This is a genomic window from Serratia sp. Tan611, from assembly GCF_905188235.1.
In the GTDB taxonomy this organism is placed as follows: Bacteria; Pseudomonadota; Gammaproteobacteria; order Enterobacterales; family Enterobacteriaceae; genus Serratia_B; species Serratia_B rhizosphaerae.
The window spans coordinates 3,720,541-3,745,112 of sequence record NZ_LR994655.1; the positions used below are offsets into that span (position 1 = coordinate 3,720,541).

Sequence of the window (24,572 nt, forward strand, 5' to 3'; positions counted from 1 at the left end):
GGCGAGGCTTAGGCCTCGCCTTTGTCGTATCTATTCCGCCTTAACGCGAGAAAGGCCGCACCCCGCCGCTGAACTCCGGCTGCGCGCTGGCGTAAAGCAATACCCCGGCAAACAGCAACAACAACCCGCCCAGCAACGCCAGCGATCCCCACGCCACCGCCTGCCAGTTTGCCGACGCGCGCGACACGCTGATGCGTTCCGCCAGCCGGCGACCGTAATGTACAAACAGCGCCAGCAGCGAAATGGTCAGCGATGTGCCCAGCGCCATCGCCAGCGCCGACGCCACGCCCCAGGCAAACACGCCCAGCACCTTGGAAAACAGCAGCACCAGAATCGCGCCGGAACAGGGTCGGATGCCCATCGCCAGAACAATCGCCGCCCGCGTGCGCCAGTCGCTGCCGGCCTGTAGTTCGCTGTCGCTGGGTAAATGACGGTGTCCGCAGCCGCAATGCGCGCTGTGCACGTGATCGTCAGCCAGCGGCTGCAGACGCTGGATACGCAACGCCGGTGCCGGCTTCAGCGCCTTCAGCGCGGCGGTCAGACGGCGCAGCGCCCGCCAGCTCAGCAGTGCGCCCAGCAGCACAACCAGCAGGTAACTGCCCTGCTCCAGCCAGAAGCTGCTTTGGTGCAGTTGACGCGATGACAGCTGCAGCACACCCAGCAGCAGCGCCACCAACGCCACCGCCACCAACCCCTGCAGCAAAGAAGCGGCAAAGGTCAGTTTCAGGCTGCTTTTCAGCCGCGTCGGATGCGTCGCCAGATAGGTCGAAATCACCACTTTACCGTGGCCCGGCCCCAGCGCGTGCAATACACCGTAGCTCAGGCTGAACAGCATCAGCGTGATTCCGGCGCGCTGCGGATCGGCTTTCACCTGCTGCAACAGCGCCGCCAGCTGCTGGTTCAGCGTTTTCTGCCACGCCACGCTCTGCAGCATAATTTGCGGCCAATAGTGCCACACCAGCTGCGCACCGGCCGCCAGCGCCAGCAGCAGCAACAGTAATGGCCACAGGCTGGCGGCCCAATTACGGCGACGAAGCGGCGAGCTGCCGAGGTTTAGTGACATTGTAAAGTAATCCGTTGGGCGAATTGTTGGCCAAGCTGCAGGTCCTCTCCCGGCGAATCGTTTTTATCCAGCGACAGCGCATACGCCTGCAGCGAGGCGTCCGGTGTGGGCGTGAACAGCTCGAAGCGACACTGCTGCGCCATCTCGGCCGGCAGATGGATCGCCGATGAAGCCTGATAGCTCATATCGACAAAGTAGGTGGGATCATAGGTGGAGATACTAAAAGGTTTCCCCGCCAGCGGCTGCGGATGCGCCAGCGGCAGGACAAACTCCAGCACCGCCTTGTGCCCCTGACGGGAAAGCCGGTATTCCGGCGGCAAATTGGTATATTTCACCGGTTTGCCATCGCGGTAGATATCGGTAAAGTAGTGCTGCCCCAACACGTTGGCCATCACCTGCGCCGCCAGTTTTTTCCAGGTTTCCGAGTCGCTTTTGGCATTCTGCGCATCGTACAACAGGTCCGCCGACGTCATTTCGTCCATCACCCACACCATTCTCAAACCAACCAGTTGCTGTTCCTGCACCACAAAGGTGGTGTTCATATCGATGAAACTGTGCGGATGCGCCGCTGCATCCACGCTATACCACGCCGCCAATCCGACCAGCAAACCTCTTAGCTTCATCATATCAACCTGTACTTTTGTTATAACATAACACAATGTATTGATAAACCGGCATCACACCACGCCAGAATTGTGACGAAAGTTATAAGCCGAAGCAAAACCCGGTGCCAGAACCGCGCCGGCTCAATACCGTTTGCTATGCTTAAACATAATTTCAATGTTACCTGCTGGATACACCCATGAGCCTGGACACTTCCCCCGTGCCTGAGCTCTCCAGTCAACAGCGGCGCTGCCGCCTGCTGTTGCTGCTGTTTACTCCGCCGCCTACGGTAAAACTGGAGACTATCAGCCACATCAACGGCGTCGACCTCCCCACCACCCGGCAAGATATCGCCGAGGTGAGCAGTGAAATCCGGCGATTCCATCACCTGGAGATCGCGGGAACCCCCGAAGAGGGCTACCAACTGACCGGGAGCACGCTGAATCAACGCCTCTGTCTGATCCATTGGCTACGACGGGCGCTGCGCTGCTGCCCGCAGTTTGTTGAAGACACCTTCAGCCCGCAGCTGCACCGGGCGCTGACCCTCGACAGCGCACAGGCGTCCCGCTTGCAGCAGGCGTTGGAAAACTGCGCCGCCACGCTGAAACAGCCGCTTGAGGAGCGCATCCGCCTGTTCCTGCCGCCCTATCTTTGCTACTGCCTGTGGGAAATCCGCCAACAGCGCCACCCGTCGTTCACCGACGCCCAGCGCGCCTGGCTGCATCAGAAGCCGGAGCAACAGGCCGCCGCCAGGCTTTATCCGCTGCTGCTGGCGCTGTCCCGTCGCCCCCCTCAGGCCGATGAACAAGACTTTCTGGTGCTGATGTTCACCCTGTTAAAAAACCACAGCTATGAGAGCGATCACTCTGACGAAGATTTACGCCTGATGGCGGCGATCGAACGGATGGTTGAACATTTCCAGCAGCTTTCCGGCATGAGTTTCAGCAGCAGAGCGGACCTGATTACCCATCTGTTCGCCCATCTGGCGCCGGCGGTAGAGCGCTGCCACTTTGATATCGGTATTGATAATATGCTGCTGGAAGAAGTGGTGCGTAAATACCCGCGGCTGATGCGCACCACGCAGCAGGCGCTGGAGCCGTTTGAGCAGGAATATGGTATTCGTTTTTCACGCGAGGAGGCCGGCCTGGTGGCGATAAGCTTCGGCGCCTGGCTAATGCAGGGCAACGCCCTGCAGGAAAAACAGGTACTGCTGCTGACGCTGGATAACCCGCAGCTGGAGGAAGAGCTGGAGTATCAGCTGCGTGAACTGACGCTGCTGCCGCTCAATATCAAATATCAGCCGCTGCGCGACTTTCTGCGTTCCGGCGCGCCGCATGACGTCACGCTGGTGATCACCCCTTACGCCGCGCCGCCGCAGGCAACGCAGCCGCCTTTGATCTACACCGAACTGCCGCTGGCGCGCGGGCAACGCAAGACCCTGCGCGCCCTGCTGGAAACTCCTTAACGCGCGACGCTGACCGCCGGCGGCCGGATAAACAGCGCCGGCAGCACAAGCGCCGCCATCACCCAGAACACGCCGCCCTGCCAGTGTTCAAACAGGAAGCCGGCGATCACCGTCATCACCGCGATGCCGCCGCCCAGCGCCAGGCCGGAATAAACCGCCTGCAGACGAATAACGTCCGGCCCGCTGCGTGCGCTGATAAAGCGCATCGCCGCCAGGTGGCAGACGGTAAAGGTGCCGCAGTGCAGTATCTGCACCAGCAACAGCCAGCCCAAATCGGTGGTGGCCCCCATCAGTCCCCAACGCGCCACGCCGCAGCAGGCCGACAGCAGCAGCAGATTGCGTGCGTTCCAGCGCCGGAACAGGATGCTGCTGCTGGCGAAAATAATCACCTCGGCCACTACGCCCAACGACCAGAAATAGCCGATGGCAGCGGCCGAGTAGCCGGCCTCCTGCCAGTAAATCGAGGCAAAGCTGTAATAACCGGCATGCGCGCCCTGCAGCAGCGTCACGCACAGCAGAAAACGCCAGACCGGCCCTTCCGTCAGCAGTTCACGCCACGAGCGTTGCGGCTGGTTCTGTACGCGCGTCTCTCCCTGCGGCATCACCGTCGGCTTCAGCAGCATGCCGAGCAACATCGCCAGCAGGCTGGCAAGCAGACAGTATAAGATGGCGTGATGTCCCCAGGCCGCTACCAGCTGGCCGGTCAGCGCGGAGCCAATCACAAACGCCAGCGATCCCCACAGCCGCACCCGGCCGTAGTCCAGCGTAATTTGCTTTTGCCAGGTGCCGGCCAGCGCGTCGGTCAGCGGCACCAGCGGTGAAAAGAACAGGTTAAAACCGGCGATGACCAGCATCAGCCAGCCCCAGGCGTTGCCAAAACAGAAGCCGACGGCGAAAGCCAGCGTCAACAGCGCCAGAATGCGCAGCGCCGTCACCAGATTGGCGGGATCTTTCACCCGAGGGGCAATCAGCAGGCTGCCGAGAAAGCGCGCCACCAGTCCGGCGCCCAGTAGAATACCGATGACATCAGGCTCCAGCCCTTCGCCCTTGAGCCAAACGCTCCAGAACGGGAGATAAATACCGTAAGAAAAGAAGTAGGTGAAATAGCTGAGCGCCAGCCAACGTGTTGATTGCAGAACCATGTTCCCTCCGGTGTGTGGGCGATACTTTGACAGAGCTCACACCGGCCCGCAATAACGCTTACGACCTATAGGATGATAGTGCCAAACACCTCACACTTTGCCCGGTAACAGACGCAAAAAAACCCGCCGCAGCGGGTTTTTTCAGGGTGCAGAAACGCGGATTACGCGTAAACCGGCAGACGGGCGCAGATATCCAGCACTTTCTGTTTGGTGCGTTCGATAACGGCTTCGTCATGGATGTTGTCCAGCACGTCGCAGATCCAGCCGGCCAGTTCGCGCACTTCCGCTTCCTTGAAGCCGCGACGGGTAACAGCCGGGGTGCCGATACGGATGCCGGAGGTGACGAACGGGCTCTTCGGATCGTTCGGCACGCTATTTTTGTTGACGGTGATGTTGGCGCGGCCCAATGCGGCGTCAGCTTCTTTACCGGTCAGGTTTTTATCGACCAGATCCAGCAGGAACAGGTGGTTATGCGTACCGCCGGAAACCACGTTGTAGCCGCGCTCCAGCACCACTTCCACCATCGCTTTGGCGTTTTTCGCTACCTGCTGCTGATAGGTTTTGAACTCTGGCTCCATCGCTTCTTTCAGCGCCACCGCTTTACCGGCGATCACGTGCATCAGCGGGCCGCCCTGCCCGCCCGGGAACACGGCGGAGTTCAGTTTCTTATACAGATCTTCGTCGCCGCCCTTCGCCAGGATCAGGCCGCCGCGCGGACCCGCCAGCGTTTTGTGGGTGGTGGTGGTTACGATGTGCGCATGAGGCACCGGGTTCGGGTAGACGCCTGCGGCAATCAGACCAGCGACGTGCGCCATGTCGACGAACAGGTAAGCGCCGATGCTGTCGGCGATTTCACGCATTTTGGCCCAGTCGACTACGCCGGAGTATGCGGAGAAGCCGCCGATGATCATTTTCGGCTTGTGAGCCTGCGCCTGCTTGGCCAGGTCGTCATAGTCGATTTGGCCTTGTTCGTCGATGCCGTAAGGCACCACGTTGTACAGTTTGCCGGACAGGTTAACCGGAGAGCCGTGAGTCAGGTGGCCGCCGTGCGCCAGGTTCATCCCCAGGATGGTGTCGCCCGGCTGCAGCAGCGCGGTGTACACCGCGAAGTTGGCCTGGGAGCCGGAGTGCGGCTGTACGTTGGCGTAATCGGCGCCGAACAGCGCCTTCGCGCGGTCAATCGCCAGTTGCTCGACGATATCCACATATTCGCAGCCGCCGTAATAACGCTTGCCCGGATAGCCTTCTGCGTATTTGTTGGTCAACTGAGAACCCTGAGCCTGCATCACGCGCGGGCTGGTGTAGTTTTCAGAGGCAATCAGTTCGATGTGCTCTTCCTGACGAACGACTTCCTGTTCCATTGCGCGCCACAGTTCGGCATCGTAATCTGCAATGTTCATTTCACGCTTTAACATCCGGCATCTCCTGACTCAATCAGCTAACTTAAAATCACCCGTTTTGGGTTGTGGGCCACAGTGTAAACTGTTTTCCCCCATTGAGGATAGGCCTTGACAGAGGTTTTTACGCAAACGATTGGCTTGAGGCTGCGCAAGGCTTTAATCCATTTAAGCTTCCCGTATTTCAACGGATATTTTCTCATCGGCCCGATGCGTTTTTTTCATGTTCTGTGAGGCGGATCGTCAGTTAACAAATACGCAACAAAAAAGCGGGTATTTACAACCTGTTAAGAAGCTTATAAGATGCATTTAAAATGCAACATTAAAACTTCACCATAAGGCTGCCCCACAATCCATCAAAAAACATGGGAAACCGTGGGGATAAACTGATGACCCGCCTGATACCTGAAGCAGGCCGGACATATACAGGAGTATGACCATGCTGGATCAACAAACCATCGCCACCGTCCAATCAACCATTCCTCTGCTGGCGGCGACCGGCCCCAAACTGACTGCCCATTTCTACGACCGCATGTTTACCCACAATCCAGAGCTGAAAGATATTTTCAACATGAGCAACCAGCGTAACGGCGACCAGCGGCAGGCGCTGTTCGACGCCATCTGCGCCTACGCCGGTAATCTGGAAAACCTGGCGGCGCTGTTGCCGGCAGTGGAACGCATCGCGCAAAAACATACCAGCTTCAATATCCAGCCGGAGCAGTATCAGATCGTCGGCACCCACCTACTGGCGACGCTGGACGAAATGTTCAGCCCGGGCCAGGAAGTGCTGGATGCCTGGGGCAAAGCCTACGGCGTACTGGCCGACGTGTTTATCCAGCGCGAGGGGCAGATTTATCAGGAAAGCGCCACCGGCGACGGCGGCTGGCGCGATCGCCGCGCGTTCCGCATTGTGAAGAAACAGCCGCAGAGCGACATTATCAGCAGCTTTATTCTGGCGCCGGTGGACGGCGGTAAGGTGGTTGACTTTAAACCGGGGCAGTATCTGGCGGTATATATCAAGGACGATGGCCTGGAACATCAGGAAATCCGCCAATATTCCCTGACCGCCGCCCCTAACGGCGAATACTACCGCATTGCGGTCAAACGCGAGGATCGCGGGCTGGTATCCAACTATCTGCATCAGAAAGCACAGGAAGGCGATGTCATCGATATCGCGCCGCCGCACGGCGACTTCTTCCTCGACGTGGCGCCGACCACGCCGGTGGCGCTGATCTCCGCCGGCGTTGGTCAGACGCCGATGCTGGGCATGCTCAATACGCTGCACGCCAAACGGCATCAGGCCGAGGTGCACTGGCTGCACGCGGCGGAAAACGGCCAGGTGCATGCTTTTGCCGATGAAGTGGCGGCTATCGCCGCAGAAATGCCGAACCTCAGCCGTCACGTCTGGTACCGCGAACCGGGCAAGGATGATGTGGCTGGACGTGACTATCAGTCACAGGGTCTGATGGATCTTGGCGCGCTGCGCGCGACGCTGGTGAATCCGCAGATGCACTACTACTTCTGCGGCCCGGTCGGCTTTATGCAGTTTGTCGCCAAACAGCTGCTGGAGATGGGCGTCGACGCCGAACGCATGCATTACGAATGCTTCGGCCCGCATAAGGTGCTGTAAGGTTCGCCGCCGGGCAGGGCTACCCTGCCCGGCGCATCGCTTAAATCGCCTCTTCGTCCTGCTCGCCGGTGCGGATACGCACCACGCGCGCCACGTCGAAAACGAAGATCTTACCGTCACCAATCTTGCCGGTCTGCGCGGTCTGCATAATGGTTTCCACGCAGGTGTCGACGATATCATCGGCCACCACAATCTCAATCTTCACCTTCGGCAGAAAGTCGACCATATACTCCGCGCCGCGGTACAGTTCGGTATGCCCTTTCTGGCGGCCAAAGCCTTTGACCTCGGTGACCGTCATCCCGGTGATGCCGACTTCCGCCAGCGCTTCACGCACGTCATCCAGTTTGAACGGCTTGATAATCGCGTCAATCTTCTTCATTTGTATTCCTTAATTACCAATTTTTGCGGCCAAAGCCGGATGTGATCGGATAGCGGCGGTCCTTGCCGAAGTTACGGGCGGTAATACGCGGCCCGACGGCGGCCTGACGCCGTTTATACTCATTAATATCCACCAGACGGATCACCTTGCGCACCACCGCCTCGTCAAAGCCGGCCGCCACCAGATCGGCCACCGACTTGTCGTGTTCGACATAGCCTTCCAGAATAGCATCCAGAATGTCATACGGCGGCAGGCTGTCCTGGTCGACCTGATCCGGCGCCAGCTCCGCCGACGGCGGACGGTCAATCACCCGCTGCGGGATGACGTAGGAGACGGTGTTACGGTACTCCGACAGTTTGAACACCAGCGTTTTCGGCACGTCCTTCAGCACGTCGAAACCGCCGGCCATATCGCCGTACAGCGTCGCGTAACCCACCGCCATCTCGCTCTTGTTGCCGGTGGTGAGCACGATGCTGCGGCGCTTGTTGGACAGCGCCATCAGCACCACGCCGCGGCAGCGCGCCTGCAGGTTCTCTTCGGTGGTGTCTCGCTCGGTGCCGGCAAACATCGGCGCCAGCTGCCCCATAAAGGCGTCGAACATCGGCTCGATGGAGACCACGTCAAATTCCACCCCCAGAATCTCCGCCTCTTCTTTTGCATCGGCGATGCTGATATCGGCGGTATAGCGGAACGGCATCATCAGCGCCTGCACTTTTTCTTTGCCGAGCGCATCGACGGCGATCGCCAGCGTCAGCGCCGAGTCGATACCGCCGGACAGGCCAAGCACCGCGCCCTGGAAGCCATTCTTATTCACATAGTCGCGCACCGCCAGCACCAGCGCCTCGTAAATCTGCGCCAGCTGCGGCAGCTCGGCGGCCGGCGCGGTCATCGGCTCAACCTCCAGCTCGTTGAAGCGCAGCAGCGTGACCTGTTCGGCAAAGGCCGCCAGGCGGTGCGTCATATTGCCGGCGGCATCGAACACCTTCGAGCAGCCGTCGAAAATCAGCTCGTCCTGGCCGCCGATTTGGTTCAGGTACACCAGCGGCAGATCGGTGCGGCGACAGTGGCCGGCCATCAGCGTCTTGCGGATATACGGCTTCTCGCGGTTATACGGCGACGCGTTGATCGACAGCACGATCTCAGCGCCGGCCGCTTTCAGCGTATCGATCGGCTGCGGGAACCACAGATCCTCACAAATCAGCAGCCCCAGACGGTAGCCTTTCAGCTCGACGACGCAGCTGGCATCCCCTTCATGGAAGTAGCGTTTTTCATCAAACACGCCGTAGTTGGGCAGTTGCTGCTTGAAGTAGCGCGCCTGCAGTTTACCTTCGGCAAACAGCGACAGGGCATTATACAGTTTGCCCTCTTCACGCCACGGGTGACCAACCAGAATCGCCACCTCGCCGGACGCCTGCTGCAGGCGGCCCAGCTGCACGTCGCAGCGCTGGTAAAAATCATCGCGGTACAGGAGGTCTTCCGGCGGATAGCCGGACAGCGCCAGTTCGGTGAACATGACCAGATCGGCTCCCGCCTTCTGCTGCTCCTGCACGATTTGCAACATGCGTTCGCTGTTGCCTTCAATGTCGCCCACCAGCAAATTCAGCTGGGCCAACGCAATGGAAAGTGATCTGCTCATAACTTTATGCTCTGCCATGCATCACAAACATGGAGTGTATACCCTTCACCGCGCCGTTTACGCATCGGCTGGGGGATATCCACACCCGCTTAGTGGGTTGAAAATATCATTCTTTAAAGTCGTTGGCGTCCAGTTCGTGGCGCGACAGCAACTTATAAAATTCGGTACGGTTACGGCCCGCCATACGCGCCGCCTGTGTCACATTGCCCTTGGTAATCTGCAGCAGTTTGCGCAGGTAATGCAGCTCAAACTGGTTGCGCGCCTCGGCAAAGGTCGGCAGCGCGGTGTTTTCGCCCTCCAGCGCCTGCTCAACCAGCGCCTCGCCGATCACCGGCGCCGAGGTCAGCGCCACGCACTGTTCGATCACGTTCACCAGCTGACGCACGTTGCCCGGCCAGCTGGCGGTCATCAGACGCTTCATCGCATCGGTGGAGAAACTGCGCACAAAGGGTTTATGCCGCTTGGCCGATTCACGCAGCAGGTGATTGGCCAGCAGCGGAATATCCTCGGCGCGCTCGTTCAGCGCCGGGATCTTCAGGTTCACCACGTTCAGGCGGTAGTACAAATCCTCACGGAATTCGTTTTTCGCCATCGCCTTCGGCAGGTCACGGTGGGTCGCCGAGATAATGCGCACGTCGATATCCAGATCGCGGTTGCTGCCCAGCGGACGCACCTTGCGCTCCTGCAGCACGCGCAGCAGTTTAACCTGCAGCGACAGCGGCATATCGCCGATTTCATCGAGGAACAGCGTGCCGCCCGCCGCCGCCTGGAACAACCCCTCGCGGTTGCTGACCGCGCCGGTAAAGGCGCCTTTGGCATGGCCGAACAGCTCAGACTCCAGCAGCTGTTCCGGCAGCGCGCCGCAGTTAATGGCGATAAAGGCTTTCTTGGCGCGCGGGCTGGCGCGGTGGATCGCCTGCGCCAGCACCTCTTTACCGGTGCCGCTTTGGCCGTTAATCAGTACGCTGACGTCCGACTGCGCCACCATGTTCGCCTGCTCCAGCAGACGCAGCATCGCCGGGCTGCGGGTGACGATATCCTCACGCCAGCTATCATCGCCCGCCGGCGCCGACAGCGACAGCGCTTCGTCAATCGCCTTGTATAACGCATCGCGATCGACCGGTTTGGTCAGGAAGCTGAATACCCCCTGCTGGGTCGCCGCCACGGCGTCCGGAATGGAGCCGTGCGCGGTCAGAATAATCACCGGCATGCCGGGCTGACGCTTTTGGATTTCCGCAAACAGCGCCATGCCGTCCATCTCATCCATGCGCAGATCGCTGATCACCAGATCGATCTGCTCGCGCGCCAGCAGGCGCAGCGCTTCCTGTCCGCTTTCGGCGGTCGTAACGTGAAAACCTTCGCTGGTCAGGCGCATGCCCAGCAGCTTCAGCAGGCTGGGATCGTCATCAACCAGAAGTAAATTGGCCGCTTTACGTGCTGTCATTGCGCGTCGGACTCCTTGTTGGCCTCAGGTGGCGCGTAAGTATCTTCAGGCTCGACGGGAATGGCGGTGCCTTTTTCCGGTATGCTTTCCGGCTCAGCCGTCTTGCGCACCGAGGCGCCGTTACCGGCCTTGCCCTGCGGCGCGTTATTGTCCGGCAGCTCGCCCTGCAGCTGTTTGCGCGAGGAGAGACGCCGCTCAATGTCCGTCAGGTTCTCCAGTTTACGCGAGGTTTCCTGCAGCTGATTTTGCAACCGCGCCTGACTTTGGCGCAGAGCATCGACCTGGTTGTCGCTGTTTTCCTGCAGACGCTGGTAACGCAGTCGCTCTTCGGCCAACGCTACCTGCTGCTGCTGCTGCTGACGCCACAGCTGCAGCAATGGACGCAGAGAGCTGGGGAAATCCAGGCGATAGCCGTTAAGCCGATCGAGCATCTGACGCCGCTCCGCCTGGGTTGGCTCGGCGCTGCCGAGCAGAATGCTTTGCTTGAAAACGCCGTCCCAGCTGGCGGCCGGCAACGCTCTCGCCTGCGCGCGCGCCTGCGTGGATCCGATACGTTCGGCACAGTCCATGGCGCGCAGCCAGTACAGGGAATTCTCCAGCGCTTCTTTACCGTCCAACTGCCACAGGGTGTCGCAAGGCGCGATGTGGTAATCCACCACTTTGGCGTCAGGAATAGCCTCTTGGGGCTGCTGTCCCAAACCGCCGCTGACGGCGCGATCGGCGCAGCCTGCCAGCAACAGCGGGACAAAAAACAGCGTCCCCAATAAAGAGAGCGGACGTTTGCCGAGCAAAGCACGTTGCTGCGCGCGCGTTGAAGGTTCGGTCTTCGGTAGACGAGCGCGTTTAGACCATGTGTACATTATTTATTCGTTCTCGGCGGTTAGTGGCAATTCAATACGGAAACAGACATCGGCATCGTCGACGTCAACCAACTGCAGCTCCCCGCGCATGCGGCGGATGCAGTCATGAGCGATACTCAGCCCCAGTCCGCTTCCTTTTACCGCCCCTTTTCGCTGGTGACTACCCTGGAAAAAAGGCTCGAAAATCATGGCTCGTTCGGCTTCGGGGATTGGCGTGCCGGTGTTGGCGACGTCAATCTGCACCCGCTGCCCTGCCTGACGGCTGCGAATCCAAATGTTACCGGATTCCTTGCCATAGTGCACCGCATTGGAATAGAGATTATCCAGCACGCGCATTAATAGCGTAGGCTCTGCCCAACAGTTTTTCGCTTCCAGCGCGATATCGGTGCGAATCAGCTTGGCCCTTGCCGGCAGGCTGTGCGCGGCCACCACCTGCTCAACCATCTCCGTCAGCGCGACCGCCTCATGCTCCGACGGGCCGTCGGCCAGCTTGCGGTTATAGTCCAGCAGTTGCTCAATCAGCTGCTGCAGATGGCGGCTGCTCTGGTCGAGAATCGTCACCACCTCTTTCTGGTCGGCGGTCAGCGGACCGGCCACCTCATCCGCCAGCAGCTCGGTGCCTTCGCGCATGCTGGCAAGCGGCGTTTTCAGCTCATGGGAAATATGGCGCAGGAACTCGTGACGCTGAGATTCCAGCCAGGCCAGCCGTTCGCTCAGCCAGATAATGCGCTGCGCCAAAGAGCGCAGCTCACGCGGCCCTTTAAACGTCGCGGCGGAACCGAGCGCCCGCCCCTCGCCCAGCCGGTTAATCATCCGTTCGATCGCCTTGACCGGCCCGATAATCATCCGGGTAAACAGCACCACCAGCAGCACGCTGACCAAAAACAGCAGCAGCGCCTGCCAGCCGAAGTACTGGCCCCGCTCGGCAATTGCCTGCTGCAGCTGCTGGCCGCGGGAAAATACCACCGCCCGCGTCGCCTGCACCATTTCCGCATTGGAATTGGAGAAGGATTCAAGCAGGGTTGAGGCGTCTTTATCCGGACCGCTGCTCTGGCACTGGATGGTCGCCAGCTGCGTTAGCAGCTGACGCAATGTTTGATAATAGCGTTCATCGGGCAGGATTGGGGCATGCGCGTCGAGCATTTGCGAATATTGCTTACGCTGGTTCTGATACAGCCGCGCCAGCGTGGGATCGACCAGCACGCAATATTGCCGGTAGCTGCGTTCCATCTCCAGCGCCACGCTGGTCATCGCCTCACTGCGGCGCGCGTCCACCAGCGTCGTCCGGTTGATATTAGCCGCCTGCGCGCTGAGATGATCGAGGCTCTGGTAGGCCTGATAGGCCAGCACCAGCAACGGCAGCAGCACCAACAGAAACGCCATCAGCACCAGTTGGCGCAGCGAGCGGGGGAATAAACGCCATCTTTTCAACGAAATCATCTCATTGTCCCTTGTCTGCCCTGATGCTAACCGAGTCTTCAGCAAGAGAAAAGCCTGAACGGCGGGATCGGACAGTGAAGTTTCACCGGGTATGGCATCCAGGACGGCAATAGCACAGGAAAAAGGGAAAATCGCAGCGGGAACAAGGAAATTGACGTTGGGGCATCGCGCCCCAGCGCAAGGAAGATGTGGATGCCCGTTGGCCTCGTCCCCTGGGTGATGTAGCAAAATGCTGGCATCGAACAGGACGAATAGCATCCTAATGTATCCGGGATTGATGAAAAAGCTCATCACAGTTGGATACAGGCGGTGCCTCACTCCACGTGTCGCCCGATGCTTGATAAAGTCGCGTAAGCGGCAATTATCGGTTTAGTTGGACGATAGGCACCATTTCTTTGGCATCATTCGGAGGCTTATGAGGCAAGATGTCCGTCACAAGACGGCGCCGTCATAAAAAGTTGAATGAGCAACTGCAGTCATTAAATGCACACAGCGTGCCAACTTTAAGACACAAAGCATAATGTATTGATTTTATTTGGTTAAAATTTAATTGTCTATTTTCAGTCCGCTTATGGTCATGCTGCCGGCGCTGATTTCTTCGCCATGCCGTCGCCAAAACCCGACACCTTAAGTGAATTTTATTATCACTCTTATAAATCAATACGTTAAATGTCACCTTTTGACGACACCCTAAATAACCCTTGTCGCAAAATACCGACATTTTATATAAAAACATTTAAATACAATGCATTAAAAAAGGGAACGTCACCGTTCCCTTATTATCTCGTTGGCCGAGCCGAAGATGGCCCGGCCTCAAACCGCGATTTAGCCTAACTGCCGGCGGGCGTTGCGGAACATCCGCATCCACGGGCTGTCTTCGCCCCACTCTTCCGGATGCCAAGAGTTGCTGACGGTGCGGAATACGCGCTCAGGGTGCGGCATCATCACCGTCGCGCGCCCGCTGGCGCTGGTCACCGCAGTGATGCCGTTTGGTGAGCCGTTCGGGTTGGCCGGATAGTCCTCCGTCACCTGACCGGCGTTGTCCACAAAGCGCAACGCCACCAGGTTATGGCTCTCCAGCGCCGCCAGATGGGCCGCGTCACGCACCTCTACGTGACCTTCGCCGTGTGAAACCGCGATCGGCATCCGCGAGCCGGCCATATCCTGCATAAACAGCGACGGGCTGGCCGCCACTTCCACCAGGCTAAAGCGCGCTTCAAAACGGTCCGACAGGTTGCGTACAAAACGCGGCCAGTGCTCGGCGCCCGGGATCAGGTCGCGCAGGTTGGACAGCATCTGACAGCCGTTACATACGCCCAGTGCCAGCGTCTGCGGACGATGGAAGAATGAGGTGAATTCATCACGCACCCGCTCGTTAAACAGGATAGACTTCGCCCAGCCTTCACCGGCGCCCAGCACGTCGCCGTACGAGAAGCCGCCGCAGGCCACCAGCGTGTGGAAGTCCTGCAGGTCGCGGCGCCCGGACAGCAGGTCGCTCATATGCACGTCCACCGCGTCAAAACCGGCGCGGTGGAACGCTGCTGCCATCTCCACGTGCGAGTTGACGCCCTGCTCACGCAGCACCGCCACCTTCGGACGCGCGCCGCTGGCGATATAAGGCGCAGCGATGTCGTCATCCGGCGCAAAGGTCAGCTTGACGTTCAGCCCCGGATCGCTGTCATTCTGCTTGGCCTGGTGTTCCTGATCGGCACAGCTCGGATTATCGCGCAGGCGCTGCATCTGCCAGGTGGTTTCCGCCCACCAGGTGCGCAGGGTGCTGCGGCTTTCGCTGTATACCGGCTGCTCGCCACTCTTGATCACAAAGCGATCGTCCTGCTGCACGCGGCCGATGCGGTGCACATTGTCCACCAGACCGTGTTGGGCAAACGCCTGCAGTACCGCCTCGACCCGATCGGCGCTGACCTGAATCACCGCACCCAGTTCTTCGTTGAACAGCGCCGCCAGCGTATCCGCGCCCAGCGTCTGAATATCCGCCTCCACGCCGCAATGGCCGGCAAAGGCCATTTCCGCCAGCGTCACCAGCAGGCCGCCGTCGGAACGGTCGTGGTAAGCCAGCAGCGCACGATCGGCCACCAGCTGCTGCATGGCGTTAAAGAAGCCGGCTAACTGTTCGACATTACGCACATCCGCCGGCTTGTCGCCCAGTTGCCGATACACCTGCGCCAGCGCGGTAGCGCCCAGCGCATTATGGCCGTTGCCGAGGTCGATCAGCAGCAGTTCAGTGTCACCCTTGTCGGTGCGCAGCTGCGGCGTCACGGTGTGGCGCACGTCTTCCACGCGGGCAAAGGCGGTGATCACCAGCGACAGCGGTGACGTCATTTCGCGCTGTTCGTCACCTTCCTGCCAGCGGGTTTTCATCGACATCGAGTCTTTACCCACCGGGATGGTGATGCCCAGCGCCGGACACAGCTCTTCGCCCACCGCTTTTACCGCTTCATACAGGCCGGCATCTTCGCCCGGGTGGCCCGCAGCGGCCATCCAGTTAGCGGACAGCTTCACGCGTTTGAGCGAACCGATTTCCGTCGCCGCCATATTGGTCAGCGCTTCACCGACCGCCAGACGACCGGAAGCGGCAAAGTCCAGCAACGCCACCGGCGCGCGTTCGCCGATCGACATTGCTTCACCGTAGTAGCTGTCGAGGCTGGCGGTGGTCACCGCGCAGTCGGCCACCGGAATCTGCCACGGCCCCACCATCTGGTCGCGCGCCACCATACCGGTAACGGTACGGTCGCCGATGGTGATCAGGAACGTTTTTTCCGCCACGGTCGGCAGGTGCAGCACGCGCTTCACCGCGTCCGCCAGCGTAATCGCTTCGCGCGCCATCGGCTCGCCCTGCGCCTGCAGCCGGGTGACGTCGCGCGTCATTTTCGGCGTTTTGCCCAGCAGGACGTCCAGCGGCATATCGATTGGCTGGTTGTCGAAATGTGTATCGTTAAGCGTCAGATGCTGCTCTTCGGTCGCCTCACCGATCACCGCGTACGGCGCGCGCTCGCGGCGGCAGATTTCGTCAAACTGCGCCAGCTGTTCCGGCGCCACCGCCAGCACGTAACGCTCCTGCGATTCGTTACACCACACTTCCAGCGGGCTCATGCCCGGCTCATCGTTCAGGATGTCGCGCAGTTCGAAACGCCCGCCGCGGCCGCCGTCGCTGACCAGCTCCGGCATGGCGTTGGACAGGCCGCCCGCGCCGACGTCGTGAATAAACAGAATCGGGTTTTCCGCACCGAGCTGCCAGCAGCGGTCGATCACTTCCTGACAGCGACGCTCCATTTCCGGGTTATCGCGCTGTACCGAGGCAAAATCCAGGTCAGCGTCAGACTGGCCGGAGGCCATGGAAGACGCCGCGCCGCCGCCCAGGCCGATATTCATCGCCGGGCCGCCCAGCACCACCAGCTTGGCGCCGATGGTGATTTCACCTTTTTGTACGTGGTCGGCGCGGATGTTGCCGATGCCGCCGGCCAGCATAATCGGCTTGTGATAGCCGCGCAGTTCGACGCCGTTGTGGCTGTTGACCTGCTCTTCATAAGTACGGAAGTAGCCCAGCAGCGCCGGACGGCCGAATTCGTTGTTAAACGCCGCGCCGCCCAGCGGGCCTTCGGTCATGATGTCCAACGCGGTAACAATGCGCTCCGGCTTGCCGAAGTCCTGCTCCCACGGCTGTTCAAAGCCCGGGATGCGCAGGTTGGACACCGAGAAGCCGACCAGGCCGGCCTTCGGCTTCGCCCCGCGCCCGGTGGCGCCCTCGTCGCGGATCTCGCCGCCGGAGCCGGTCGCGGCGCCCGGCCATGGCGAAATAGCGGTCGGGTGGTTGTGGGTTTCCACCTTCATCAGGATATGCGCATCTTCCTGATGGTAATCATACTGGTCGCTGCCCGGCGCGGCGAAAAAGCGGCCGACCTGAGAGCCTTCCATCACCGCGGCGTTGTCTTTATAGGCCGACAGCACGTGATCCGGCGTCTGCTCAAAGGTATTTTTGATCATTTTGAACAGCGACTTCGGTTGCTGTTCGCCGTCAATCACCCAGTCAGCGTTGAAAATTTTATGACGACAGTGCTCAGAGTTGGCCTGCGCGAACATATACAGTTCGATATCCGTCGGGTTGCGCCCCAAACCGGTAAAGGCATTCAGCAGGTAGTCAATTTCATCCTGCGCCAACGCCAGGCCAAGCTTGAGGTTGGCCTGCTCCAGCGCGCCGCGCCCTTCGCCCAGCACGTCCACCGTCTGGTAACGGGCCGGCTGATGATGAGCAAACAGCTGTTGTGCCTGTTGCAGATCGTCAAATACCGTTTCCATCATGCGGTCATGCAGCAGCGCGGCCAGCCGCCGCCACTGCGCATCGTCCAGCGCCGGCGCGCTGATATAAAACGCCAGGCCGCGCTCCAGACGCACCACCTGCGTTAAACCGCAGTTATGGGCGATATCGGTCGCTTTGGAAGACCAGGGGGAAATCGTGCCCGGACGCGGCGTCACCAGCAGCAGGCGGCCTGCAGGGGCATGTTCGGCGAGAGAGGGACCATACTTAAGCAAGCGCTGAAGTTTGGCGTGTTCTTCGGCACTTAGCGGTGCGCTAACATCGGCAAAGTGGACGTACTCGGCATAGATATCACTGACCGGAAGTTGTGCGTCCTGGCAGCGGGACAGCAGTTTGGTAATACGAAAAGCCGACAAAGCGGGCGAACCACGCAGTATTTCCATAATCAAAGTTCTCTCGTCTTCGAAGCAGCTGATTTCAGCGCTTCATTGGGCGCAACAGGGGAAAACGCGCGCCATTATAGAGAATCCGCGCCGCAGACGAAACCGTTTGCGTGGTGATTATTGATAATTCCTAATTCTGCCGTCTGATTGTCATATTGTGTCAATAAAGTTGCACACTGGCGTTTTGTTACGCAAAATGCCCGCAAATACTGTCGATATCCCCATACTAATAAATGCTTTCCGGCCCGATGCAGACAGGCGTCGCCGCGAGATAACTATTTGAAACACCAAAAACTAAACTACATTCTCATCGGCGTTATCACCGTGCTTCTGGCTCTTGCGCTCTGGCCGAACATCCCCTGGCGCAGCGGTCAGGGCGGGCAACTCGAAGAGATCATATCCCGGGGAGAGCTGCGCATCAGTACGCTCAACTCGCCGTTAACCTATTTCACTACCCCCAAAGGCCCGAGCGGCCTGGACTATGAATTGGCGAAACGCTTCGCCAATTATCTGGGCGTGAAACTGGTCGTTTTGCCGCATCAAAACATCAACGATCTGTTTGACGATCTGGACGATAATGATGCTGATATTCTGGCCGCCGGCCTGATCTACAATCAGGAGCGCCTCAGCCGCGCCCGTACCGGCCCGGCCTACTACTCCGTCTCCCAACAGCTGGTGTACCGGCTGGGCAATGCGCGGCCGAAAACCTTTGCCGACATTAAAGGCAAACTGGCGGTGGCCTCCGGCTCTGCCCACGTCAGCACGCTGAAACAGCTGAAACACGATAAATATCCTGACCTGCAGTGGGAGTCATCCAGCGACCGGACATCGCGCGAGCTGCTGGAGCAGGTGGCCGCCGGCAAACTGGACTACACCATCGGCGATTCAGTCAGCATCGCGCTGCTGCAGCGCATCCACCCGCAACTGGCCGTCGCCTTCGACGTCGCCGACGAGGAGCCGGTCACCTGGTACCTGAAACGCAGCGGCGATGACAGCCTGTATGCCGCCATGCTGGACTTCTTCAGCCAAATGGTGGAAGACGGCACGCTGGCGCGGCTGGAAGAGAAATATCTCGGCCATGTCGGCAGCTTCGACTACGTGGACACCAAATCTTTCCTGTCGGCGATCGATTCGGTGCTGCCGACCTACCAGCCGCTGTTCCAGAAATATGCCACGGCGTTTGACTGGCGCCTGCTGGCGGCGATCGCCTACCAGGAGTCGCACTGGAATCCGCTGGCGACCTCACCAACCGGCGTGCGCGGCCTGATGATGCTGACCCGCGCTACCGCCGACGGACTCGGCGTGAACGACCGCCTCGACCCGGAAGAGAGTATTCAGGGCGGCGCACTCTATCTGCAGCGCCTGATGGCAAAAATACCGGAAACGGTGCCGGAAGATGAAAGGATCTGGTTTGCGCTGGCGGCCTATAACATCGGCTGGGGGCATATGCTCGACGCGCGCAAACTGACCAAAATGCAAAGCGGCAATCCAGACAGCTGGGTCGATGTGAAACAGCGCCTGCCAATGCTCAGCCAAAAGCGCTACTACCCGCAGCTGACCTACGGCTATGCGCGCGGCCGGGAAGCCTATAACTACGTAGAAAACATCCGCCGTTATCAGGTCAGCCTGGTGGGATACCTGCAGGAAAAAGAGAAAAAAGCCGCGCGGGAACGGCAGGAGCAGACCGCCATGATGCAGAGCTACCCGGCGGTGCCGGCCAAACTGGCGCTCAACCTCGATTAATCCGCAGCGCCGGCCGCGCGCTGCGCCAGCTTCAGCGCCTTTTTCTGTTCGCGGCGCAGGCGGAAAAAGTTGCTCAGCGTCGCGGCGCACTCATCCGCCAGTACGCCAGCGGTAATCTCCACCTGATGATTCATGCCCGGATGTCGCAGAATATCCACCAGCGAGCCTGCCGCACCGGTCTTTTCGTCTGAGGCGCCATACACCAGACGCCGTATGCGGCTGTGCACCATCGCGCCCGCACACATCACGCAGGGTTCCAGCGTCACGTATAACGTCGCATTCAGCAGCCGGTAGTTCTGCAGCACCGCGCCGCCCTGCCGTAACGCCATAATTTCCGCATGGGCGGTCGGGTCATGGCGGCCAATCGGCCGGTTCCAGCCCTCGCCGATAACCTGATTGTCCAGCACCAGCAGCGCCCCCACCGGCACCTCGCCTTCTTCCTGCGCACGCAGGGCCAGTTTCAGCGCCTGGCGCATCCAGTAATCGTCATTATATTCGGTCATTATCTCGTTCCTCGTGCGCTTTGCGGCCGGCATTATACACAGTAGCCGATTCCCGCTCCTCTTTTGTCACCGGCAAAAGCACGCTCGCTCCCGAACAGCGGGTGCAGAATGGCGGCCTTTCCCCGGTGTACGCCCCTAATACGCTGAATATTCGCCAAATCATTGTGGTAGATCATGTCTCACCTCCCCCGAACGGAGTAACGTAGCAGCCATAAAATCAATGATTTCAAGGAGCGCACAATGGCTGCTGCAACATTCTATATTCCTTCCGTTAATATGATCGGCTCCGGCTGCCTGGAAGAGGCGGCGAAAACCATGCAAGAGCAAGGCCTGCGCCATGCGTTGATCGTCACCGACCGGGTACTGAACGACATCGGCGTGGTCGCCCAGGTGCAACAACTGCTCACCGCACAGGATATCCAGAGCTGCGTGTACGACGGCACTCACCCTAACCCAACCACCAGCAACGTTGAACAGGGGCTGGCGCTGCTGCGCGAACATCAGTGCGACTGCGTCATCTCTCTTGGCGGCGGCTCTCCGCACGACTGCGCCAAAGGCATCGCGCTGGTCGCCACCAACGGCGGCGATATCAAGGATTATGAGGGCGTTGACCGCTCCGCCAAACCGCAGCTGCCGATGGTGGCGATTAACACCACCGCCGGCACCGCGTCAGAAATGACCCGTTTCTGTATCATTACCGACGAAGTCCGCCATATCAAAATGGCTATTGTCGATAAACACGTCACGCCAATCCTGTCCGTTAACGATCCGCACCTGATGACCGGCATGCCGAAAGGGCTGACGGCGGCCACCGGGATGGACGCGCTGACGCACGCCATCGAGGCCTACGTCTCCAGCGCCGCCAACCCGATCACCGACGCCTGTGCACTGAAGGCGGTAACCATGATTATGGCGTCGCTGCGCGATGCGGTGAACGACGGCAAGAACATGCAGGCGCGTGAAGATATGGCTTACGCCCAGTTCCTGGCCGGCATGGCGTTCAACAACGCCTCTCTGGGCTACGTGCATGCCATGGCCCACCAGTTGGGCGGCTTCTATAACCTGCCGCACGGCGTCTGCAACGCGGTGCTGCTGCCTCACGTACAGGAGTTCAACGCCTCCGTAGCGGCAGGCCGCCTGAAAGACGTCGCCGTTGCGATGGGGCTGAAAGTGAGCAACCTGAACGACAGTCAGGGCGCTGCGGCCTGTATCGCAGCCATCCGCAAGCTGGCGCAGGATGTCGGCATCCCGGCCGGGCTGCGCGATCTGCAGGTGAAAGAAGAAGACTTCGATACGCTGGCGGCTAACGCGCTGAAAGACGCCTGCGGCTTCACCAACCCGATCCAGGCCAACCACGAGCAGATTGTCGCCATCTTTAAAGCGGCCATGTAAACCGCACCGGGCAACATCCGCTGCGTCTGGTAATAAACGGCAAAAAGGGCAGGATTCACATCCTGCCCTTTTTTGTTATTCCAACTGCTGCAGCTCGCCTTCTTTACTTACCCGCCAGCGGTGTTCGCAGAAGAACAGCAGCGGATTGTCCTGTTTGCTGTCGCTGTAGCCGCTGTACAATTTTAACGGCGCGCCGATGCGCTGCTCCAACTGCGTTACTTTTTGTTCCCCCAGGCAACGCATCACCAGCACCCAGCCGCCATAGCGGCGCGTCATCCTGCTGCCGATCAAGCGCACCCGCGGTAAAAACCGCGAATCCTGATACACCTGCTCCACCAGCCTTTCCGGTGAACCGGTAATCAGCCACACCTGCGCATCATGCGCATCAAGATACTGGCGTAACCGCATCTGCACCACAGGAAATGCGGTCACCTTGGCGCGGAAGTAGGCTACAAAGCGCGCTTCCAGCGCCCGCAACCGCGCCTCCGAATGGCCAAAAGTGATTGCCCACAGCAGCAGGCTCATCGGCCAGCGCGCCGCGCGTCCGGCAATCAGCAGCGCCGCGCCCACCAACGGCAACAGGGGGATCACCAACACAAGATTCAGCGGCTGATGCCGCAATAAAAAGCGCAAGAAGCTGCCAAACATATCTTCCTGATGCAAAGTGCCATCCAGATCGAAGAACACGATGCGGCGCGACTCTTCGGCCTTCTGGCGTGACTGGTCACTCAAACGCTACTCCTCAGGATCGTTGAACCCCATGACCCAGGTGAAAATGAACCCTGCTACAATCGTAATCAGCATCCCGGCCAGATACAACATCACCTTGCCCGAGACGATAGTCAACGCCAAAGGCAGCCCGGAGAGGCCGAAGGTAATCACCGTCGCCACCTTCCAGTAGCTGATCAGCGCACCGCCGACCGCACCGCCGAGGCAGGCGCCAATAAATGGTTTGCCCAGCGGCAGCGTCACGCCAAAAATCAGCGGCTCGCCAATGCCCAGAATACCAACCGGCAGCGCGCCCTTAATCACTTTTTTCAGCCGCGCGTTACGAGTTTTCAACAGTACGGCGAGGGTTGCACCAACCTGCCCTACGCCCGCCATCGCCAAAATCGGCAGCAGCGGATTGGCACCATGCGCCTGCACCAGTTCAACGTGGATCGGCACCAACCCTTGATGCAGCCCGGACAACACCAGCGGCAGAAACAGGCCGGACAGTAGTGCGCCAACCAGCAGCCCGCCCTTGTCCAGCGCCAGGTTGGCACCGTGGGTAATCGCATCGGAAATATAACCGCCTAACGGCTGCAGGATCGCAATCGCCAGCGAAGCGGTAATCAACGTAGTCAGCAGCGGATTTAAAATCAGCTCCACCGATTCCGGCAGCAGCCTGCGCAGGCGCTTTTCCAGCCAGCACATCAGCGCCACCACAAGCAGCACAGCGATCACACCGCCGCGCCCCGGCTGCAGCGCTTCGCCAAACAGGGTTATTTGCGCCAGCTGCGGACTGGAAAGAATGCCGGCCATTACCCCGCCCATCGCCTGCGAACCGCCGAACACCCGCGCCGCGTTAACGCCGACCAAAATATTCATAATGGCGAACACCGCGCTGCCGAAGATCGCCAGCAGGCCAAGAATATTCGGGTAGCTCAGGGCGATATCGCCGGCGATATCCGGCCGTTTCAAAAGATTAATGATGCCGGTAATCAGGCCGGAGGCGATAAACGCCGGTATCAACGGAATAAAAATATTAGCCAGTTTTTTCAGCACCCCGCTCATCGGCGCGGCGTATTTGGCTTTGGCGGCGGCTTTATTTTCAGCAATGTTATCATCGGCATCGAGAGAGGCAGCAGGCTCACTCAGCAAGGCGCGCATCTCATCCACCACCTTGGCGGCGGCGCCCGGCCCAACGATAAACTGGTGCTGCCCGCCCTGCTTGATGTACCCCTTGATGCCTTCCAGCCGCTGTAACAGGGACAGCTCAAGCCGTAGTTCATCGCTGACCTCGACACGCACCCGCGTCATACAGTTTTCCAGCTTGAGGATGTTCCCCTCGCCGCCGACGCCCGCCAAAATCTGCCGGGCCAGTGCCGCCGTCTTATCCATTGATCACCTCAATGAGCCATTAATCCGCCAACGCCGCACGCAGGTAGCCGTGATGCGCCAGTAAACGCCGCTGCGCCTCTTCAGCGCTGATTCCGGCCAACAGCATCAGAATCGCCGGCTTCACCTCAAAATCAGTCTGCGCCAGCGCAGTTTCCGCCTGGCTGCGTTCGGCGCCGGTCGCCTCAACGACAATGCGGCAGGCACGATCCACCAGCTTTACGTTGGTCGCCTTCACGTCCACCATCAGGTTTTGGTACACCTTGCCCAGTTTGACCATCGCGCCGGTTGAGATCATGTTCAGCACCAGTTTTTGCGCAGTGCCGGACTTCATACGGGTCGAACCGGTCAACGCTTCCGGACCGACCAGCGGGGAAATTGCCACCAGTGCTTCCGCAGCGATCGGCGAGTCGGGATTACAGGAGATCGCCGCCGTCGGGCAACCTAACTGACGCGCATAGCGCAATGCGCCGATCACATAAGGCGTACGGCCGGAAGCCGCCAGCCCAACCACCATGTCAGTCGGTGTTAACGTCAGATCCTGCAGGTCACGCTCCCCCAGCGCTGCGTCATCCTCAGCGCCCTCTACCGCTTTTAACAGCGCGCCGGGGCCGCCGGCGATCAGACCCACGACCACACCGTGCGGCACGCCGAAGGTTGGCGGACATTCGGACGCGTCCAGCACGCCAAGGCGACCGCTGGTGCCCGCCCCCAGATAAATCAGGCGGCCGCCTGTCTGCAGCGCCGCCGCTGCCAAATCGACCGCCTGAGCGATCTCCGGTAGTACCGCCGCAATCGCCTGCGGCACTTTACGGTCTTCATGGTTAAAGCAGGTCACCATCTCCAGCGTCGACATTTCATCCAACGTCATCGTCTCTGGATTGCGGGTTTCGGATACGAGTGCGCCTAAATTCATTGGGTAACCTCTGGAATTTTTAATTCAAAAATACAAGGTAATATTTGAATATTTAATTCAACAAAGCGAGCACTATTTGCTAGTTTATACTGGCGCGCTCACAAAAATTTTTACTGCGCGCCAACGCGCCGTTATGGCAACAT

The 24,572-nt window shown here is 59.5% G+C and carries 18 protein-coding genes; 4 read left to right on the forward strand and 14 right to left on the reverse strand.

What is annotated here, in order from left to right:
* Positions 1–40: 40 nt before the first annotated feature.
* Together TAN611_RS17560 and TAN611_RS17565 are read right to left on the reverse strand one after the other, a co-directional pair.
* The gene (locus tag TAN611_RS17560; RefSeq protein ID WP_203066802.1) at positions 41–1,063 is read right to left on the reverse strand and encodes a nickel/cobalt transporter; all 1,023 of its coding nucleotides are present in this window, start codon (positions 1,061–1,063) and stop codon (positions 41–43) included.
* The gene (locus TAN611_RS17565; RefSeq protein ID WP_203066803.1) at positions 1,054–1,689 is read right to left on the reverse strand and encodes a DUF1007 family protein; all 636 of its coding nucleotides are present in this window, start codon (positions 1,687–1,689) and stop codon (positions 1,054–1,056) included. Before TAN611_RS17565 ends, TAN611_RS17560 begins: the two co-directional genes overlap by 10 nt.
* A 176-nt stretch (positions 1,690–1,865) precedes the next feature.
* On the opposite strand from TAN611_RS17565, the gene csiE reads away from it, so the two are divergent.
* A complete protein-coding gene (gene csiE, locus TAN611_RS17570) occupies positions 1,866–3,131 on the forward strand; it encodes a stationary phase inducible protein CsiE (protein WP_197950152.1) in 1,266 nt (421 codons plus the stop codon).
* Here the strand turns inward: csiE and TAN611_RS17575 are convergent.
* On the reverse strand, positions 3,128–4,273 hold the full coding sequence (locus tag TAN611_RS17575) for a 3-phenylpropionate MFS transporter (RefSeq protein ID WP_187044249.1): 1,146 nt from the start codon (positions 4,271–4,273) through the stop codon (positions 3,128–3,130). The genes csiE and TAN611_RS17575 overlap by 4 nt on opposite strands.
* A 161-nt stretch (positions 4,274–4,434) precedes the next feature.
* Positions 4,435–5,688 (reverse strand): serine hydroxymethyltransferase, encoded by a 1,254-nt coding sequence (glyA, locus tag TAN611_RS17580; protein WP_105232204.1) that lies wholly within the window; start codon positions 5,686–5,688, stop codon positions 4,435–4,437.
* A gap of 421 nt (positions 5,689–6,109) precedes the next feature.
* Here glyA and hmpA point away from each other — a divergent pair, with 421 nt between their 5' ends.
* Positions 6,110–7,300 (forward strand): NO-inducible flavohemoprotein, encoded by a 1,191-nt coding sequence (hmpA, locus tag TAN611_RS17585; RefSeq protein ID WP_187044248.1) that lies wholly within the window; start codon positions 6,110–6,112, stop codon positions 7,298–7,300.
* A gap of 40 nt (positions 7,301–7,340) precedes the next feature.
* On the opposite strand, the gene glnB is transcribed toward hmpA, so the two are convergent.
* The 6 genes from glnB to purL all read right to left on the reverse strand — a co-directional run bounded on the left by glnB (position 7,341) and on the right by purL (position 17,775).
* Entirely contained in the window at positions 7,341–7,679 is a 339-nt protein-coding gene (gene glnB / locus TAN611_RS17590) for a nitrogen regulatory protein P-II (protein ID WP_004847623.1), read from the reverse strand.
* A 13-nt stretch (positions 7,680–7,692) separates the two neighbouring features.
* Positions 7,693–9,315, reverse strand: a complete 1,623-nt coding sequence (locus TAN611_RS17595) for an NAD+ synthase (protein WP_160030266.1) — start codon at positions 9,313–9,315, stop codon at positions 7,693–7,695.
* A 106-nt stretch (positions 9,316–9,421) separates the two neighbouring features.
* Positions 9,422–10,759, reverse strand: a complete 1,338-nt coding sequence (gene glrR / locus TAN611_RS17600; RefSeq protein WP_105232206.1) for a two-component system response regulator GlrR — start codon at positions 10,757–10,759, stop codon at positions 9,422–9,424.
* Complete coding sequence (gene qseG, locus TAN611_RS17605; protein ID WP_105232207.1) at positions 10,756–11,619, reverse strand: two-component system QseEF-associated lipoprotein QseG; 864 nt, start codon at positions 11,617–11,619, stop codon at positions 10,756–10,758. The genes glrR and qseG overlap by 4 nt, the downstream gene beginning before the upstream one ends.
* A 3-nt stretch (positions 11,620–11,622) precedes the next feature.
* The gene (locus TAN611_RS17610) at positions 11,623–13,059 is read right to left on the reverse strand and encodes a HAMP domain-containing sensor histidine kinase (RefSeq protein ID WP_105232208.1); all 1,437 of its coding nucleotides are present in this window, start codon (positions 13,057–13,059) and stop codon (positions 11,623–11,625) included.
* An 825-nt stretch (positions 13,060–13,884) separates the two neighbouring features.
* The gene (gene purL, locus TAN611_RS17615) at positions 13,885–17,775 is read right to left on the reverse strand and encodes a phosphoribosylformylglycinamidine synthase (RefSeq protein WP_203066804.1); all 3,891 of its coding nucleotides are present in this window, start codon (positions 17,773–17,775) and stop codon (positions 13,885–13,887) included.
* Between the two features lie 279 nt (positions 17,776–18,054).
* Here purL and mltF point away from each other — a divergent pair, with 279 nt between their 5' ends.
* Complete coding sequence (gene mltF / locus TAN611_RS17620; protein WP_105232211.1) at positions 18,055–19,518, forward strand: membrane-bound lytic murein transglycosylase MltF; 1,464 nt, start codon at positions 18,055–18,057, stop codon at positions 19,516–19,518.
* Here the strand turns inward: mltF and tadA are convergent.
* Positions 19,515–20,021 (reverse strand): tRNA adenosine(34) deaminase TadA, encoded by a 507-nt coding sequence (tadA, locus tag TAN611_RS17625; RefSeq protein WP_105232212.1) that lies wholly within the window; start codon positions 20,019–20,021, stop codon positions 19,515–19,517. The genes mltF and tadA overlap by 4 nt on opposite strands.
* A gap of 240 nt (positions 20,022–20,261) precedes the next feature.
* Between tadA and yiaY the strand changes: the two genes are divergently transcribed.
* Positions 20,262–21,413, forward strand: coding sequence for an L-threonine dehydrogenase (gene yiaY, locus TAN611_RS17630; RefSeq protein ID WP_203066805.1), 1,152 nt, complete (start codon positions 20,262–20,264; stop codon positions 21,411–21,413).
* Positions 21,414–21,488: 75 nt separating this feature from the next.
* On the opposite strand, the gene yfhb is transcribed toward yiaY, so the two are convergent.
* The 3 genes from yfhb to murQ are packed head-to-tail and all read right to left on the reverse strand — an operon-like array spanning position 21,489 to position 24,429.
* Entirely contained in the window at positions 21,489–22,145 is a 657-nt protein-coding gene (gene yfhb / locus TAN611_RS17635) for a phosphatidylglycerophosphatase C (protein WP_105232214.1), read from the reverse strand.
* A 3-nt stretch (positions 22,146–22,148) separates the two neighbouring features.
* Positions 22,149–23,516: a PTS transporter subunit EIIC gene (locus tag TAN611_RS17640; protein WP_111736609.1), complete on the reverse strand. Its 1,368-nt coding sequence runs from the start codon at positions 23,514–23,516 to the stop codon at positions 22,149–22,151.
* Positions 23,517–23,535: 19 nt separating this feature from the next.
* Entirely contained in the window at positions 23,536–24,429 is an 894-nt protein-coding gene (gene murQ / locus TAN611_RS17645) for an N-acetylmuramic acid 6-phosphate etherase (RefSeq protein ID WP_105232216.1), read from the reverse strand.
* Positions 24,430–24,572 lie beyond the last annotated feature (143 nt).